At 63.2% G+C, this 15,523-nt stretch carries 11 protein-coding genes and 1 riboswitch; of the genes, 3 read left to right on the top strand and 8 right to left on the bottom strand.

Going from position 1 to position 15,523, the window contains the following annotated elements; all coding sequences use genetic code 11:
• Positions 1 to 17 precede the first annotated feature (17 nt).
• From H3221_RS03645 to ahcY, 5 genes are all read right to left on the bottom strand, one after another.
• The gene (locus H3221_RS03645) at positions 18 to 1,910 is read right to left on the bottom strand and encodes a DEAD/DEAH box helicase (protein WP_196475480.1); all 1,893 of its coding nucleotides are present in this window, start codon (positions 1,908 to 1,910) and stop codon (positions 18 to 20) included.
• 187 nt (positions 1,911 to 2,097) lie between these two features.
• Positions 2,098 to 2,856 (bottom strand): substrate-binding periplasmic protein, encoded by a 759-nt coding sequence (locus H3221_RS03640; RefSeq protein WP_196475481.1) that lies wholly within the window; start codon positions 2,854 to 2,856, stop codon positions 2,098 to 2,100.
• Positions 2,857 to 2,908: 52 nt separating this feature from the next.
• Positions 2,909 to 4,282 (bottom strand): nucleotide 5'-monophosphate nucleosidase PpnN, encoded by a 1,374-nt coding sequence (ppnN, locus tag H3221_RS03635; protein WP_196475482.1) that lies wholly within the window; start codon positions 4,280 to 4,282, stop codon positions 2,909 to 2,911.
• An 82-nt stretch (positions 4,283 to 4,364) separates the two neighbouring features.
• The gene (gene metF / locus H3221_RS03630; RefSeq protein WP_196475483.1) at positions 4,365 to 5,210 is read right to left on the bottom strand and encodes a methylenetetrahydrofolate reductase [NAD(P)H]; all 846 of its coding nucleotides are present in this window, start codon (positions 5,208 to 5,210) and stop codon (positions 4,365 to 4,367) included.
• 99 nt (positions 5,211 to 5,309) lie between these two features.
• Complete coding sequence (ahcY, locus tag H3221_RS03625; RefSeq protein WP_196475484.1) at positions 5,310 to 6,704, bottom strand: adenosylhomocysteinase; 1,395 nt, start codon at positions 6,702 to 6,704, stop codon at positions 5,310 to 5,312.
• Between the two features lie 21 nt (positions 6,705 to 6,725).
• Positions 6,726 to 6,817, bottom strand: a riboswitch (S-adenosyl-L-homocysteine riboswitch).
• A 141-nt stretch (positions 6,818 to 6,958) separates the two neighbouring features.
• Between ahcY and H3221_RS03620 the strand changes: the two genes are divergently transcribed.
• Positions 6,959 to 7,579, top strand: coding sequence for a TetR/AcrR family transcriptional regulator (locus H3221_RS03620; protein ID WP_196475485.1), 621 nt, complete (start codon positions 6,959 to 6,961; stop codon positions 7,577 to 7,579).
• Positions 7,580 to 7,736: 157 nt separating this feature from the next.
• On the opposite strand, the gene preA is transcribed toward H3221_RS03620, so the two are convergent.
• The 3 genes from preA to hydA all read right to left on the bottom strand — a co-directional run bounded on the left by preA (position 7,737) and on the right by hydA (position 12,030).
• Positions 7,737 to 9,011: an NAD-dependent dihydropyrimidine dehydrogenase subunit PreA gene (preA, locus tag H3221_RS03615; RefSeq protein WP_196475486.1), complete on the bottom strand. Its 1,275-nt coding sequence runs from the start codon at positions 9,009 to 9,011 to the stop codon at positions 7,737 to 7,739.
• Positions 9,012 to 10,379 carry an NAD(P)-dependent oxidoreductase gene (locus H3221_RS03610; protein WP_196475487.1) on the bottom strand — a complete coding sequence of 456 codons (1,368 nt, stop codon included), beginning with the start codon at positions 10,377 to 10,379 and terminating at the stop codon, positions 9,012 to 9,014. It abuts the gene before it with no gap.
• 211 nt (positions 10,380 to 10,590) lie between these two features.
• Entirely contained in the window at positions 10,591 to 12,030 is a 1,440-nt protein-coding gene (hydA, locus tag H3221_RS03605) for a dihydropyrimidinase (RefSeq protein WP_196475488.1), read from the bottom strand.
• A 576-nt stretch (positions 12,031 to 12,606) separates the two neighbouring features.
• Here hydA and H3221_RS03600 point away from each other — a divergent pair.
• Both H3221_RS03600 and H3221_RS03595 read left to right on the top strand, forming a co-directional pair.
• Positions 12,607 to 14,094 (top strand): NCS1 family nucleobase:cation symporter-1, encoded by a 1,488-nt coding sequence (locus H3221_RS03600; RefSeq protein ID WP_160019009.1) that lies wholly within the window; start codon positions 12,607 to 12,609, stop codon positions 14,092 to 14,094.
• An 81-nt stretch (positions 14,095 to 14,175) separates the two neighbouring features.
• Complete coding sequence (locus H3221_RS03595; protein WP_196475489.1) at positions 14,176 to 15,459, top strand: Zn-dependent hydrolase; 1,284 nt, start codon at positions 14,176 to 14,178, stop codon at positions 15,457 to 15,459.
• Positions 15,460 to 15,523 lie beyond the last annotated feature (64 nt).

Raw genomic sequence — 15,523 nt, 5'->3', positions numbered from 1 at the left:
TTTCGTTAGCGGGCAGCTTACTCTTCGCGGTTACGCGTCAGCAGCGCCGGTTTCTCGCTGCGTGGACGAGTGCTGTTGCTCAGCTCGTCGAGCTGCTCAGCGCTAGGGAAACGATCCAGGCGCGAGCCCTTGTGCACGATGATGGGCTGCTTTTCGCGCGGGTTGCGCACGGCCGCTTCGGCGCGTGGCAGCTCATCGCGATCCAGCGAGGTGATACGACCGTCCGCCGGTCGGCCACGACCACCGCCGTTACGGCCTTGACCACCCTGGCCACCTTGACGGCGATTCTTGCCGGGGGTGCCTGGGTTGCCGCCTGCGTTGCTGCGGGGCTGCCTGTTGTTGCTGTTGGCTCTCTGGCCTTGGCCCTGAGCGGCGCCATTGCCAGCCGTCCCGCCGCCTGTGCGACGGCCGCGACCTTGCGGCTTGTTCTGCACCGGTACGTAATCGGCACGATTGCCGAAATTATCGATTTCGTCGTCGAGGAACTCTTCCGGGTCGCGATCTGGAGGCAGTGGTGGAACAGCCGGCGCAGCGCCACGACTCTGGTTGCGAGGCTGCTGACCACGGCGATTCTGGCCCTGGCCTTGCTGTTGCGGCTTGGCTTTCTGATCCTTGCCGCTGTCCTTGCCCTTGTCTCTGCGACCACCGTTGTTGCGCTCGCCCTTGGGCTTGTCGCCGCCCTGGGCGTTCTGCGCCTTGGCTGGCTTCTGCCCACGCGGCTGGCGCGGTTCGCGGGTTTCCGGGCGCTCGGCCTCGACGGTGCTGGCATCGAAGCCCAGCAGGTCGCCGTCGGGGATCTTCTGCTTGGTCATGCGTTCGATGCTTTTCAGCAGCTTCTCTTCGTCCGGAGCGACCAGCGAGATGGCCTCGCCGCTACGGCCAGCACGGCCAGTACGGCCGATGCGGTGGACGTAGTCTTCCTCGACGTTGGGCAGCTCGAAGTTGACCACGTGCGGCAGTTGGTCGATATCCAGGCCGCGTGCGGCGATATCGGTGGCCACCAGGATGCGTACCTGGTTGGCCTTGAAATCGGCCAGGGCCTTGGTGCGCGCGTTCTGGCTCTTGTTGCCATGGATCGCGGCAGCCGGCAGACCATGCTTGTCGAGGTACTCGGCCAGGCGGTTGGCGCCGTGCTTGGTGCGGGTGAAGACCAGCACCTGTTCCCAGGCGCCCTGGGTGATCAGGTGGGCGAGCAGGGCGCGCTTGTGGCTGGAAGCCAGGCGGAACACGCGCTGTTCGATGCGCTCGACCGTGGTGTTTGGCGGCGTGACCTCGATGCGCTCGGGGTTGTGCAGCAGCTTGCCGGCGAGGTCAGTGATGTCCTTGGAGAAGGTCGCCGAGAACAGCAGGTTCTGGCGCTGTGTCGGAAGTTTGGCCAGCACCTTCTTGACGTCATGAATGAAGCCCATGTCGAGCATGCGGTCGGCTTCATCGAGCACGAGGATTTCGACATGAGACAGGTCGATGGCTTTCTGATTAGCCAGGTCGAGCAGGCGACCGGGGCAGGCCACCAGTACGTCGACGCCCTTGGCCAGGGCCTGGACCTGAGGGTTCATGCCAACGCCGCCGAAAATGCAGGCGCTGACGAATTTCAAATCGCGGGCATAGACCTTGAAGCTGTCATGCACCTGGGCGGCCAGTTCGCGAGTGGGTGTCAGCACCAGCACGCGAGGTTGTTTCGGGCCGTGACGTTGTTCGCGATCCGGATGACCGCCCGGAAACAGGCGTTCGAGGATCGGCAGGGCGAAACCGCCCGTCTTACCTGTACCCGTCTGGGCCGCCACCATGAGATCGCGACCTTGCAACACGGCGGGAATGGCCCGCTGTTGCACCGGAGTGGGTTGGGTGTAGCCGGCGGACTCGACCGCACGGACTAGAGCCTCGGAGAGACCGAGGGAGGCAAAGGACATGAGCAATCCTGTACTAAGTGAGGGCGTGGCCCTGGGGGTGTAGAGCCTGGCTTGAATCACACGTGGGGGGCGTGATCCCGTCCGGTACTGCTGGCTTCTGGGAGCTAGCATCCGGGCGCAAGCCTGGCGGGAAGTCCCGAGTATAACAGAGCTGAGGCCTTGCGCAGCTACCAGCCTGTCGGTTGGTTCACGGCTTGAGTCGTTCAGGGTTGGCGTAGCGCTGCTGCAATTGGGCGTAGGCAGGCTCGCGCTTGAAGCGGCGCAGCTCGTCAGCGAAGTCTTTGGCCAGGTGTGCCAGGGCAGGGTCGTGGCGCAGTGCGAGGTACATGCGGTCATGGCCGACTGCCTTGCGGTTGTAGTCGACCTGCGGTTGCAAGCCCAGCTGAGTGGTCAGATAGAGGCCGGCGCGACGGTCGTTGATGACCAGATCGACGCGATGGCGGATCAGCTTGCCCAGATTGGCCTCGTGAGTCGGAGCCTCTTCGCGACTGAACAAGGGCGAGTTGCGGAAGGTTTCGTCGTTGTACCAGTAGCCCGGTGAGATGCCGATCACCAGGTCACGCAAGTCTTCCAGGCTCTCATAGGGGTAGGGGCGGTTACGTGCGTAGAACAGCACGAGTTCGACATCACTCAGCGGCTCTTCGACGAAGAGCATGCTCGCCTCGCGCTCGGGCAGATGGAAAATATCCAGGATGCCGTCTGCATGGCCCAGTTCCAGCTCCAGCAGGCAGCGCTTCCAGGGCAGAAATTGCAGGTCCAGCTTGACCCCCAGGCGCTGTAGCACCTCGCGGGTGATCTCGTAGTCGAGGCCTGCGGCCTGGCCGTTTTCCTCGTAGACGTAGGGCGCCCAGGCATCCGTGACCAGGCGCAGCGTTTCACCGCGTGCGGAGAAAGCGCAACAGCATAGCAAGAGGATGGCGATAATCTGGCGCTGGAATAATGGCATCGCGCCAGATTATCGATTTTGCCGGTGCCTTGAAAGTGCGTCTTGCGCAGCCTCAGTCGACTACCCGATAGCAGGGCTCATAGGCACTGCCACCCGGTAGCTTCATGCGGTGCTGCTCGACGAAGGCCTGCAGCAGGCGATCCAGCGGGCGCATGATGGTGGTTTCTCCGCGAATCTCGTAGGGGCCGTGCTCCTCGATCAGGCGGATGCCGTTCTCCTTGACGTTGCCCGCGACGATGCCGGAGAACGCACGACGCAGGTTGGCGGCCAGGTGATGCAGTGGTTGTTCACGGGTCAGGTTGAGGCTGGCCATGGCTTCGTGGCTCGGCTCGAACGGGTGCTGGAAGCTTTCGTCGATCTTCAGCAACCAGTTGAAGTGGAATGCGTCGTTTCGCTCGCGGCGGAACTGGCGCACGGCCTTGATGCCGACGGCCATTTCACGGGCGACCTCGGTCGGGTCGTTGACGATCATGCGATAGCGCTGCTGAGCGGCCTCGCCGAGGGTCGCCCCGATGAAATCATGCAACTGCTGCAGGTACGGGCCGGCGCTCTTCGGGCCGGTAAGGATGACCGGGAAGGGCAGATCCTGGTTGTCCGGGTGGGTGAGGATGCCCAGCAGGTAGAGGAACTCTTCGGCAGTGCCGGCGCCGCCGGGGAAAATGATGATGCCGTGGCCGACGCGGACGAAGGCTTCCAGGCGCTTCTCGATGTCCGGCAGGATGACCAGCTCGTTGACGATCGGATTCGGCGCTTCGGCAGCGATGATGCCCGGTTCGGTCAGGCCCAGGTAGCGGCCCTTGAGGTTGCGCTGCTTGGCGTGGCTGATGGTGGCGCCCTTCATGGGCCCTTTCATCACGCCCGGGCCGCAGCCGGTGCAGATGTCCAGGCCGCGCAGACCGAGTTCGTGACCGACCTTCTTGGTGTACTTGTATTCCTCGGTGCTGATCGAGTGGCCGCCCCAGCACACCACCATCTTCGGTTCGACGCCGCTGCGCAGGGTCTGGGCGTTGCGCAACAGATGGAAGACGTAATCGGTGATGCCTTCGGAGCTGTCCAGGTCGATGCGCTTGTTCTCCAGCTCACTCTGCGTGTAGACGATGTCGCGCAGGGCGCTGAACAGCATCTCGCGGGTGCTGGCAATCATCTCCCCATCGACGAAGGCGTCAGCCGGAGCGTTGATCAACTCCAGGCGGATGCCGCGATCCTGCTGGTGAATCTTCACTTCGAAGTCCGGGTAGGCCTCGAGGATGGTCTTGGCGTTGTCGCTGTGCGAGCCGGTATTGAGGATCGCCAGTGCGCACTGGCGGAACAGGCGATAAACGCCGCCGGAGCCGGTTTCGCGCAGTTGCTGTACTTCGCGCTGCGAGAGAGTTTCCAGGCTGCCCTTGGGGCTGACAGAGGCGTTGATCTTGGTGCGTTTGAGCATGAGGGGCGATCCTTCGGCGGCAAGGCGGGAGGGTGAAGCGAGCAGGCTGCCCGAGGTGGGCAGCCTGTGAGTAAGCAGCCTGTTAACGCGGCAGCTTGAGATTGTTCCAGATGGCCAGGCTGGGGCCAGCCAGGTTCATGCTGTAGAAGTGCAGGCCGGGCGCGCCGCCTTGCAGCAGGCGTTCGCACATCTCGCTGATGACCTGTTCGCCGAAGACGCGAATGCTGTCGGCGTCGTCACCGTAGGCTTCCAGTTGCTTGCGTACCCAGCGTGGGATTTCTGCGCCACAGGCGTCGGAGAAGCGCGCCAGCTTGCTGTAGTTGGTGATCGGCATGATGCCCGGCACCACCGGAATATCCACGCCCAGTTTCTGTACGCGCTCGACGAAGTAGAAGTAGCTGTCGGCGTTGAAGAAGTACTGGGTGATGGCGCTGTCGGCACCGGCCTTTGCCTTGCGCACGAAGTTGGCGATATCGTCCTCGAAGTTGCGCGCCTGCGGATGCATCTCCGGGTAGGCCGCGATTTCGATATGGAAGTGATCACCAGTTTCGGTGCGAATGAACTCGACCAGCTCATTGGCGTAGCGCAGCTCGCCGCTGGCCATGCCCATGCCGGATGGCAGGTCACCACGCAGGGCAACGATGCGCTTGATGCCGGCATTCTTGTACAGATTCAGCAGCTCGCGCAGTTCGGCCTTGCTGTCACCCACGCAGGACAGGTGCGGGGCGGTGGGCACCTTGATCTCGCCATCGAGCTGCAGCACGGTGTTGAGGGTGCGGTCGCGTGTCGAGCCGCCGGCGCCATAAGTGCAGGAGAAGAAGTCGGGGTTGTAGGTCGCCAGCTGGCGCGCCACGTCCATCAGTTTTTCATGCCCGGCTTCGGTCTTGGTAGGGAAGAACTCGAAGCTGTAGCGGCGTTCTTGGCTCATAGGGTTTCTAGCCTTGGAGACGTAGGGTGGATGGCGTTCTTCCATCCACCTTGCGGGAGGTCGGCGGTGGATAAGCCATGGGCTTATCCACCCTACGCATTAGTAGCGGTAGGCGTCCGGCTTGAACGGGCCTTCCACGGCCACGCCGATGTACTCGGCCTGCTGCTTGGTCAGTTGGGTGACCACGCCGCCGAAGCCTTTGACCATTTCCAGCGCCACTTCTTCGTCGAGCTTCTTCGGCAGTACTTCGACGGTCAGGCGCTCGGCCTTCTTCTCGGCGGAGAGGTCGGCGAACTTCTGCTCGAACAGGAAGATCTGCGCCAGCACCTGGTTGGCGAACGAACCGTCCATGATCCGGCTCGGATGGCCAGTGGCGTTGCCCAGATTCACCAGACGACCTTCGGCCAGCAGGATCAGGTAGTCGTCGTTGGTCGGATCGAAGGTACCGGCACCGGTGCGGTGGATCTTGTGCACCTGCGGCTTGACCTCTTCCCACGCCCAGTTCTTGCGCATGAATGCGGTGTCGATCTCGTTGTCGAAGTGGCCGATGTTGCACACCACGGCACGCTTCTTCAGGGCCTTGAGCATGCCGGCATCACAGACGTTGACGTTACCGGTGGTGGTAACGATCAGGTCGATCTTGCCCAGCAGCGCAGCATCGACGCTGGCCTCGGTGCCGTCATTGAGGCCGTTCTTGTAGGGCGAAACCAGCTCGAAGCCGTCCATGCAGGCCTGCATGGCGCAGATCGGATCGATCTCGGAAACCTTGACGATCATGCCTTCCTGACGCAGCGACTGGGCCGAGCCCTTGCCTACGTCGCCGTAGCCGATGACCAGCGCCTGCTTGCCCGACAGCAGGTGGTCGGTGCCGCGCTTGATGGCGTCGTTGAGGCTGTGGCGGCAGCCGTACTTGTTGTCGTTCTTGCTCTTGGTCACGGCGTCGTTGACGTTGATCGCCGGGACTTTCAGGGTGCCGGCCTTGAGCATGTCGAGCAGGCGGTGCACACCAGTGGTGGTCTCTTCGGTGACGCCGTGGATGCGCTCGAGCATCTGCGGGTATTTCTTGTGCAGGATCTCGGTCAGGTCACCGCCGTCGTCCAGCACCATGTTGGCGTCCCACGGCTTGCCGTCCTTGAGGATGGTCTGCTCGATGCACCACTCGTACTCTTCTTCGGTCTCGCCCTTCCAGGCGAACACCGGGATGCCGGCAGCGGCGATGGCGGCAGCGGCCTGATCCTGGGTGGAGAAGATGTTGCACGAGGACCAGCGTACTTCGGCGCCCAGGGCGGTCAGCGTCTCGATCAGCACGCCGGTCTGGATGGTCATGTGGATGCAACCGAGGATCTTCGCGCCTTTCAGCGGCTGGCTGGCGGCGTACTTGCGGCGCAGGCCCATCAGTGCCGGCATCTCGGATTCGGCGATGATCAGCTCTTTGCGGCCCCAATCGGCCAGGGAAATGTCGGCGACCTTGAAATCGTTAAAAGCAGCGCTCATGAAAGCTCTCCATTCGTTGTCTGCGAATGGGCGCCGTTGATGCGTATGGTTAACGCCCCATCCGAGCCTGACAAACCGGTGTCGACCGGCCTGCTGCAGCGCCCCTCGGACAGGTGGCGGGAGCGACCGGAGCTGTGCCGGTCGTTTGAAGCTGGCGGATTATAGCTGTGTGCGGCGTGCAGCCCAAGGCTTTCCGTCGCTCCGTCGGCATCGCCAGTGGTAGCCTTGGCACGTCTAGTCGCAACGGATCGGCCATGGCCAACCACAAAATCGAAATTCGCCGTCGCAACGTCAAGAAGATTCTCCTGGCCGCCGAAAAGGTCTTCGCCGAGAAAGGCTATGGCGGCACTGCCATGGCCGATATCGCCGAACTGGCCGAATTGCCGCGTTCGAACCTGCACTATTACTTCAGCACCAAGGACGAGCTGTACCGCGCCGTGCTGCTCGATCTGCTCGAAGTCTGGAAACAGGATGCCCAGTGCTTCGAGGTGTTCGATGACCCGCGGGTGGTGCTGAGCAGCTACATTCGCGCCAAGATGAACCACTCGCGCAGTCGGCCGCATGGCTCGAAAGTCTGGGCCAACGAGATCATTCATGGTGCGCCGGTGCTCGGCGTCACTCTCGACGAGGGCCTGTACGACTGGGCGAAGATGAAAGAGGCGAAGATTCGTAAATGGGTCGAGGACAAGCGCATCCTGGCCGTCGAGCCGTCTGCCTTGCTCTACATGATCTGGGCTTCGACCCAGCACTATGCCGATTTCAGTCATCAGGTGAGCATGCTCAACGAGCACCAGGCGCTGTCCGAGTTACAGTTCGAGCGCGCGGTGCAGACAGTCACTGCGGTGATCCTGCGTGGGATCGGGTTGGAGCCGTGATCGCAGTCACTGCTTGTCGCGGCTGAAGCTCCTCCCACAGCCGTTGTCGTGGCTCACCCCGTCGGCCAAAGCATTGCGCCGCCCGGTCCCTCCCACAGATGCGCAGTGCTCTTGTGGGAGGGTGCGGGCGGCGATCCGTTTCAGTCGCGAGTTATTTTCAACTGGCTACACGATAGGGATTGCGTGGGTCGTGGTTCCAATCGAGGAAGGGCTTGCCGCTGTCCTGGGGCACCATCTCGATGCAGTTCTCCACTGGGCAGGTGATCTGGCACAGGTTGCAGCCCACGCATTCCGCGTCGATCACTTCGTATTTATGCGTGCCATCGTCCTGGGTCAGGCTGGCGATGGCCTGGTGTGAGGTGTCTTCGCAGGCGATATGGCAGCGGCCGCAACCGATGCAGGCGTTCTGGTCGATCCTGGCGATCACCTGGTAGTTGATGTCCAGGTACTTCCAGTCGGTGGTATTGCCCACCGCGCGCCCGGAGAAATCTTGCAGGCTGGCGTAGCCCTGACTGTCCATCCAGCGCGACAGGCCGTCCTTCATCTCCTCAACGATGCGAAAACCATGCAGCATGGCCGCCGTGCATACCTGCACCGCGCCGCAGCCCAGCGCCACGAACTCCGCCGCGTCGCGCCAGCTGCCGATGCCGCCGATGCCGCAGATCGGCAAGCCACGGGTTTCGGGGTCGCGGGCGATCTCGGCGACCATATTCAGGGCGATGGGTTTGACCGCGGAGCCACAGTAGCCGCCGTGGGTGCTCTGCGTGCCGACCACGGGGTGGGCGACCATGCGCTCCAGGTCGATGCTGGTGATCGAGTTGATGGTGTTGATCAGCGACACCGCATCGGCGCCGCCGCGATGGGCGGCGCGTGCCGAGGTGCGAATGTCGGTGATGTTCGGCGTCAGTTTGACGATCACCGGCAGCGAGCAATAGGTCTTGCACCAGCGGGTGACCATCTCCACGTATTCCGGCACCTGACCGACGGCTGCGCCCATGCCGCGCTCGGGCATGCCGTGGGGGCAGCCGAAGTTCAGCTCGATGCCGTCGCAACCGGTGGCTTCCACCAACGGCAGGATGGTTTTCCAGGACTCCTCGACGCAGGGCACCATCAAGGACACGATCAGTGCGCGGTCCGGCCAGTCCTTCTTCACCTGGGTGATTTCGCGCAGGTTGATGTCCAGCGAGCGGTCGGTGATCAGCTCGATGTTATTGATCCCGAGGATGCTCCTGTCAGCGCCGAAGTGCGCCGAGTAGCGCGACGACACGTTGACCGCGGCCGGGTCTTCGCCGAGGGTCTTCCAGACCACGCCGCCCCAGCCGGCCTCGAAGGCGCGGACCACGTTGTAGGCCTTGTCGGTGGGCGGCGCGCTGGCCAGCCAGAAGGGGTTGGGTGCCTTGATGCCGGCGAATTCGATGGATAGATCGGCCATTTATGCGGCCTCCACATTGAGCAGCAGGTGAGAGTGGATGGCCTCGGCGGCCAGCTTGCCGTGTTGCACGGCCTGAACGGTGAGGTCCTGGCCGAGGGCGGTGCAGTCGCCGCCAGCGTAGATGCCGGGCACGCTGGTTTGCAGCTGGGCGTCGACCCAGATGCGTTCGCCCTCACGCTTCAGTTCGCGGGCCAGCGGGTCGCCCAGGGCTGAACCGTCAAACGCCTGGCCGATGGCGCTGAAGATGGCGTCGGCGGCCAGCTCGAAGGTCTGCCCGGTGCTCTGCAACCGGCCGTTCTCCACGCGGGTGCGGGCGAAGCGCATGCCGCGCACCTGGCCCTGCTCGTTGAGCAGCACCGCATCCGGTTGTGCCCAGGTCAGCAGGCGTACCTGGTTGGCCTTGGCGATGTCCTGTTCATGTTCGGTGGCGCCCATTTCCTCGAAGCCGCGGCGATAGACCAGATTGACGTCGCGGGCGCCGAGCTTGCTCATCTGCACGGCCATGTCGATGGCGGTATTGCCGGCACCGAGCACGATGCAGCACTCGGCCACGGGCAACTGGGTCAGGTCATCGCTCTGGCGCAGTTCGCGGATGTAGTCGGTGGCGGCGAGCAGGCCCGGCGCCTCTTCGCCCGGCAGGCCAAGGCGCTTGCTGGCGGCCAGGCCGATGCCGAGAAACACGGCGTCGAACTGCTGGTGCAGCTCGCTGAGGCTGAGGTCGTCGCCCAGTTTGTGGCCGTGGCGGATCTCGATGCCGCCGATCTGCAGAAGGAATTCCACTTCGCGCTGGGCGAAGTCATCCACCAGCTTGTACTTGGCGATGCCGTATTCGTTGAGGCCGCCGGCTTTCTCGCGGGCCTCGAAGATCACCACTTCATGACCGTGCATGGCCAGGCGGTGGGCGCAGGACAAGCCCGCCGGCCCCGCGCCGACCACGGCGATGCGCTTGCCGCTGGCCGGGGCGCGCTGGAATGGGTGCTCGCTGAACTGCGCGTTGTCGATGGCATGGCGCTGCAACAGGCCAATCAGCACCGGTGCGCATTCCTGGGCGTTGTTACGCACGCAGGCCTGCTGGCAGAGGATTTCCGTCGGGCAGACGCGGGCGCAGCTGCCACCGAGGATATTGGCCGAGAGAATCTTCTCGGCCGCGCCCTGAATGTTCTCGTGGCTGATATTGCGGATGAACGAGGGAATGTCGATCTCGCTGGGGCAGGCGTTGACGCAGGGCGCGTCGTAGCAATACAGGCAGCGCGAACTTTCCAGGGCGGCTTGGCGAGCGGTGAGTGGCGGGGCCAGATCGCTGAAGCGATCGGCCAGTTCGGCTGTGCCGGCATCCGGTCGCGGCAAATGGCTGAGGGTGTCTATCACGGTAATTGCCTCACGGTTTTGTGGCTTTTATTCGGCAGTTAACAGCGGATAAGCGGCCGTCCAGCCTCTGCGGGCCGGTGTGGCGGAATGGGTTGCGGCGGCGGCCGGGGCTGTGTGGGAGGGGCCGGGCGGCGTTCCGCTTTAGCCGCGAGTGGCTCTAGCCTCAACATCTTCCGCGGCTAAAGCCCCTCCCACGGCCCCAGATTCTGTCTCAGCGCTCGACTGCAACCGGCCGACTGTGCTCGGCTCGTTTGCTAAGCAGGTCGAACACCGCCGGGTAGGCCGGTCGCTCGACATAGCGGCCGGCGCCACGTTCGGCGCGCAGCTCGCCATCGACCCAGACCAGTTTGCCGGCGCTGATGGTGTGGCTGGGTACGCCGCGCACGGTCTTGCCTTCGAAGATGTTGAAGTCGACCTGCTGGTGATGGGTTTTCGCCGAGATGGTCCGTGTGCCTTGAGGGTCCCATAGGACCAGGTCGGCATCGGCACCGACCTGCAGCGCGCCCTTGCGCGGGTAAATGTTGAAGATCTTCGCGGTGTTGGTGCTGGTCAGCGCGACGAAGTCATTGATCGACAACTTGCCGCTGCCCACCCCTTCATCCCAGAGCACCGCCATACGGTCCTCGATGCCGGCGGTGCCGTTGGGGATCTTGCTGAAGTCATCGCGCCCGGCGGCTTTCTGTTCGGCGCAGAAGCAGCAGTGGTCGGTGGCGGTGGTGTGCAGGTTGCCCGACTGCAGGCCGCGCCACAGGGCCTGCTGATGGCCGCGCGGGCGGAACGGTGGACTCATCACATAGCCGGCAGCGGTCTGCCAGTCGGGGTGGCGGTACACGCTGTCGTCTAGCAGCAGGTGGCCGGCGAGCACCTCGCCGTACACAGGCTGGCCCTTGGCGCGGGCGTAGGTGATTTCATCCAGGGCTTCCTGGGTCGAGACATGCACCAGATAAAGCGGTGTACCCAGGGTCTCGGCGATGCGGATGGCGCGACTGGCGGCTTCGCCTTCGACCTGCGAGGGCCGCGACAGCGGGTGAGCTTCCGGACCGGTCAGTCCCTGCGCGAGCAGCTTCTGCTGCAGGTGATAGACCAGTTCGCCGTTCTCCGCATGCACGGTGGGCACTGCGCCCAGTTCGAGGCAGCGCTCGAAGCTCGCCACCAGGGTGTCGTCGGCGGCCATGATGGCGTTCTTGTAGGCCATGAAGTGCTTGAAGCTGTTGACCCCGAACTCCGTCACCAGCTCGCCCATCTCGGCGGCGACCTGCTCGCTCCACCAGGTGATGGCGACGTGGAAACCGTAGTCAGACGCGGATTTCTTCGCCCAGTCGCGCCAGGTGTGGAAGGCGTCCAGCAAGGATTGCTGCGGATTAGGAATCACGAAGTCGATGATCGAGGTGGTGCCACCGGCCAGGCCTGCAGCGGTACCGCTGAAGAAGTCCTCGCTGGCCACCGTACCCATGAAGGGCAATTGCATATGGGTGTGCGGGTCGATGCCGCCGGGCATCAGGTACTGGCCGCTGCCGTCGAGTACCTGGCAGCCCGCGGGGGCGTCGAGGTTGTCGCCAATGGCCTGGATCAGGCCGTCTGCGCACAGCACATCGGCGCGGTAGCTTTGCTCATGGGTGACCAGGGTGGCGCCACGGATCAACAGCGACATGGTGGGTTCCTCGCAGGCTGGCCGATGCAGGTCGGCTCTTGGCTTTCTGGTGCTGACGAGGGTCAATGTCTATTCCTGTCAGCAATGACAAGAACTGAATCTAGTTGCAGTAATCGGATTGGGCAAGATTATTTTTTGATCAGTTTTTATTTATATAAGCTTTTGAAAATTAAGGATAAAAATTAAAAATCACCAAAATGGTGAGAGCTCTCACCATTTTGACGCACTTGACAGAATGACAATATGGTCAAGATTTCTCATGGAAAATCAGCCGCTTGTGTCTTGGCATTGCGCGGCCTCGGGCGGCGAAAAAAAATCGCTTGCACCAGTTTGAATCCTGACTGACAGGACAAGCCGCCCAGAGGATGTCGGTGGCGTGTGCTGGCGGCGCCTTTGGGTTCAGATAAAACGTTTTCAGATCAGATGCTTAATGTGTTCAAACAGGCAGGATGCAGGCCCCGCCGGGGAATGCGGCACGCTTATTGAGTGGCGCTGCCCCCGTGCTGGCCGGCTACTGAACTCCGGCCATCGAATTAGCCCGATGCGCTAACAATCAGAAAAATACTGGAGAGGCCCATGCAACAGAGCAGATCGGAAGTGACCGAGCGGGAGGGCTTGTATGAGCTGAACGCTGGCAGCGACGTACTCGACAGCGCGCGCTACAACCATGACATCGCCCCGACCAAGGTGCATCAGCGAACCTGGAACAAGTGGCACATCACCGCGCTGTGGGTCGGCATGTCGATTTGCGTACCCACCTACACCCTGGGCGGTGTGCTCACCGCCTACTTCGGTCTGTCGGTGGGTGAGGCACTGCTGGCGATCCTGCTGGCCAACGTGGTCGTGCTGATCCCGCTGACACTCAACGCCTTTGCCGGCACCAAGTACGGCATCCCCTTCCCGGTATTGTTGCGCTCCTCGTTCGGCATACTCGGTTCCAACGTGCCCTGCCTGATTCGCGCCGTGGTGGCCTGTGGCTGGTTCGGTATTCAGACCCTGTTCGGCGGCCTGGCGATCCACCTGCTGCTGGGTTCGATTTTCGAGAGCTGGAAGGCGCTCGGCGGCACCGGCGAGGTGATCGGTTTCATGATCTTCTGGGTACTCAATCTGTGGATCGTGCTGCGCGGCGCCGAGTCGATCAAGTGGCTGGAAACCCTGTCCGCACCGCTGCTGGTGTTGGTTGGCGCCGGTCTGCTGGTGTGGGCATTGCCCAACGTGTCGATGAGCGAACTGCTGGCGCAGCCGGCCAATCGTCCCGAGGGTGCCAGCGTCACCGGTTACTTTCTCGCCGGGCTGACCGCCATGGTCGGCTTCTGGGCTACCCTGTCGTTGAATATCCCCGACTTCAGCCGCTATGCGAAGAGCCAGAAGGACCAGATTCTCGGGCAGATCTTCGGTCTGCCGCTGACCATGTTCCTCTTCGCCGCTCTCGGCGTGGTGATGACCGCCGCCTCGGAAGGTCTGGTGGGGCAGACGGTGGCCGACCCGGTCAGCCTGATCGGCCATATCCAGAGCCCCGGGTGGGTCGCTCTGGCCATGGCATTGATCATCGTCGCCACGCTGTCGACCAACACGGCGGCGAACATCGTTTCGCCGACCAATGATTTCCAGAACATCGCGCCCAAGCTGATCGACCGCACCAAGGCGGTGATCCTCACCGGCCTGATCGGTCTCGGCCTGATGGGCCACGAACTGTTGAAGAAGCTCGGTCTGCTGGTCTCAGAGCTGAGCCTGGAGAGCGTGTATTCCAACTGGCTGCTGGGTTACTCCAGCCTGCTCGGGCCGATAGCCGGGATCATGGTGGTCGACTACTTCCTGATCAAGAAACAGCAACTGGACCTGGCCGGGCTGTACCGCGATGACGTCTACCCGGCGTGGAACTGGATCGGCTTCGCCGCCTTCGCCGTACCTGTAGCGCTGACCCTGCTGTCGCTGGGCAGCAACGCCTTCAGCTGGTTCTACGACTACGGCTGGTTTACCGGCTCCTTCCTGGGCGGCTTGATCTACTTCGGTTTGTGCAGCTTGCGTAGCGCACAGCCGGTGGTGGCCAAGGCGCCGGTTTAAGGCAACAGCAGCGTGATTCAGCACACGCGCCTCGCTGCCGCGGGCGCGTCACAGACAACCAGAGAGGCCGAGGAAATGACCATGAAAACTGCCACCGAGGTTCTGCAGTCCAGCCAGCCGCACGTCAACGGCGACCGCCTGTGGCAATCGCTGATGGAGTTGGCGCAGCTCGGCGCCACCGCCAAGGGAGGGGTCTGTCGCCTGGCCCTGACTGACCTCGACCGCCAGGCGCGCGACCTGTTCGTGCGCTGGTGCGAGGAGGCTGGCTGCACCGTCACGGTCGATGGCGTCGGCAACATCTTCGCTCGACGTCCCGGACGCAACGCTGCTCTGGCGCCGGTGATGACCGGCAGCCATATCGACACCCAGCCCACTGGCGGCAAGTTCGACGGCTGCTTCGGCGTACTGGCTGGTGTAGAGGTGCTGCGTACTCTCAACGACCTGGGCATACAGACCGAAGCGCCGCTGGAAGTGGTGGTGTGGACCAACGAGGAAGGCTCGCGCTTCGCCCCCTGCATGATGGGCTCCGGGGTGTTCGCCGAGAAGTTCACCCTGGAGGAAACCCTGGCCAAGCGCGACGCCGAAGGCATCAGCGTCGGCGAGGCGCTGAACGCCATCGGCTACGCCGGGTCACGGGCGGTGAGCGGCCATGCGGTGGGCGCCTATTTCGAGGCGCATATCGAGCAGGGGCCGATTCTCGAGGATCAGGGCAAGACCATTGGCGTGGTGCTCGGCGCGCTCGGGCAGAAGTGGTTCGATCTCACTCTCAAGGGCGTCGAGGCCCACGCCGGGCCCACGCCGATGCACTTGCGCAAGGATGCTCTGGTCGGCGCTGCGGCCGTGGTCGCCGCGGTCAACCGGGTGGCGCTGGAGCATCAACCGCATGCTTGCGGCACGGTCGGCTGCCTGCAGGCCTACCCCGGTTCGCGCAATGTGATTCCCGGTGAGGTACGCATGACCCTGGATTTCCGTCACCTGGAGCCGGCGCGGCTGGATTCGATGATTGCTGCGGTGCGCCAGGTGATCGAGGCAACCTGTGCCAAGCATGGCCTGAGTTTCGAGCTGACGCCGACCGCGGACTTCCCGCCGCTGTATTTCGACCTGGGCTGCGTCGAGGCGGTGCGCAGCGCGGCAGCCGGGTTGGGGTTATCGCATATGGACATCGTCAGCGGCGCCGGGCATGACGCGATCTTCCTCGCCGAGTTGGGGCCGGCCGGGATGATCTTCGTGCCGTGCGAGGGTGGTATCAGCCACAACGAAATCGAGAACGCCGCGCCAGCGGACCTGGCTGCCGGCTGCGCGGTGTTGCTGCGCGCCATGCTCGCTGCCTCCGTGGCACTGGCAGAGGGCAAGCTGGCGGCATGATTGGCCGAATCGCCATCGACTTGGGTGGTGGCAGTCATGGACGCCCGTTCCTGGTCGGGACAAG

It is taken from the genome of Pseudomonas chaetocerotis, assembly GCF_015712105.2.
In the GTDB taxonomy this organism is placed as follows: Bacteria; Pseudomonadota; Gammaproteobacteria; order Pseudomonadales; family Pseudomonadaceae; genus Aquipseudomonas; species Aquipseudomonas chaetocerotis.
The sequence above is the reverse complement of the archived record's forward strand: the minus strand, read 5'-3'. Positions and strand labels throughout refer to the sequence as shown.

Excerpts from the sequence above, each read along its gene's own strand:
- H3221_RS03645 (WP_196475480.1), bottom strand. The coding sequence starts at position 1,910 with ATGTCCTTTGCCTCCCTCGGTCTCTCCGAGGCTCTAGTCCGTGCGGTC.
- H3221_RS03640 (WP_196475481.1), bottom strand. The coding sequence starts at position 2,856 with ATGCCATTATTCCAGCGCCAGATTATCGCCATCCTCTTGCTATGCTGT.
- ppnN (WP_196475482.1), bottom strand. The coding sequence starts at position 4,282 with ATGCTCAAACGCACCAAGATCAACGCCTCTGTCAGCCCCAAGGGCAGC.
- metF (WP_196475483.1), bottom strand. The coding sequence starts at position 5,210 with ATGAGCCAAGAACGCCGCTACAGCTTCGAGTTCTTCCCTACCAAGACC.
- ahcY (WP_196475484.1), bottom strand. The coding sequence starts at position 6,704 with ATGAGCGCTGCTTTTAACGATTTCAAGGTCGCCGACATTTCCCTGGCC.
- H3221_RS03620 (WP_196475485.1), top strand. The coding sequence starts at position 6,959 with ATGGCCAACCACAAAATCGAAATTCGCCGTCGCAACGTCAAGAAGATT.
- preA (WP_196475486.1), bottom strand. The coding sequence starts at position 9,011 with ATGGCCGATCTATCCATCGAATTCGCCGGCATCAAGGCACCCAACCCC.
- hydA (WP_196475488.1), bottom strand. The coding sequence starts at position 12,030 with ATGTCGCTGTTGATCCGTGGCGCCACCCTGGTCACCCATGAGCAAAGC.
- H3221_RS03600 (WP_160019009.1), top strand. The coding sequence starts at position 12,607 with ATGCAACAGAGCAGATCGGAAGTGACCGAGCGGGAGGGCTTGTATGAG.
- H3221_RS03595 (WP_196475489.1), top strand. The coding sequence starts at position 14,176 with ATGAAAACTGCCACCGAGGTTCTGCAGTCCAGCCAGCCGCACGTCAAC.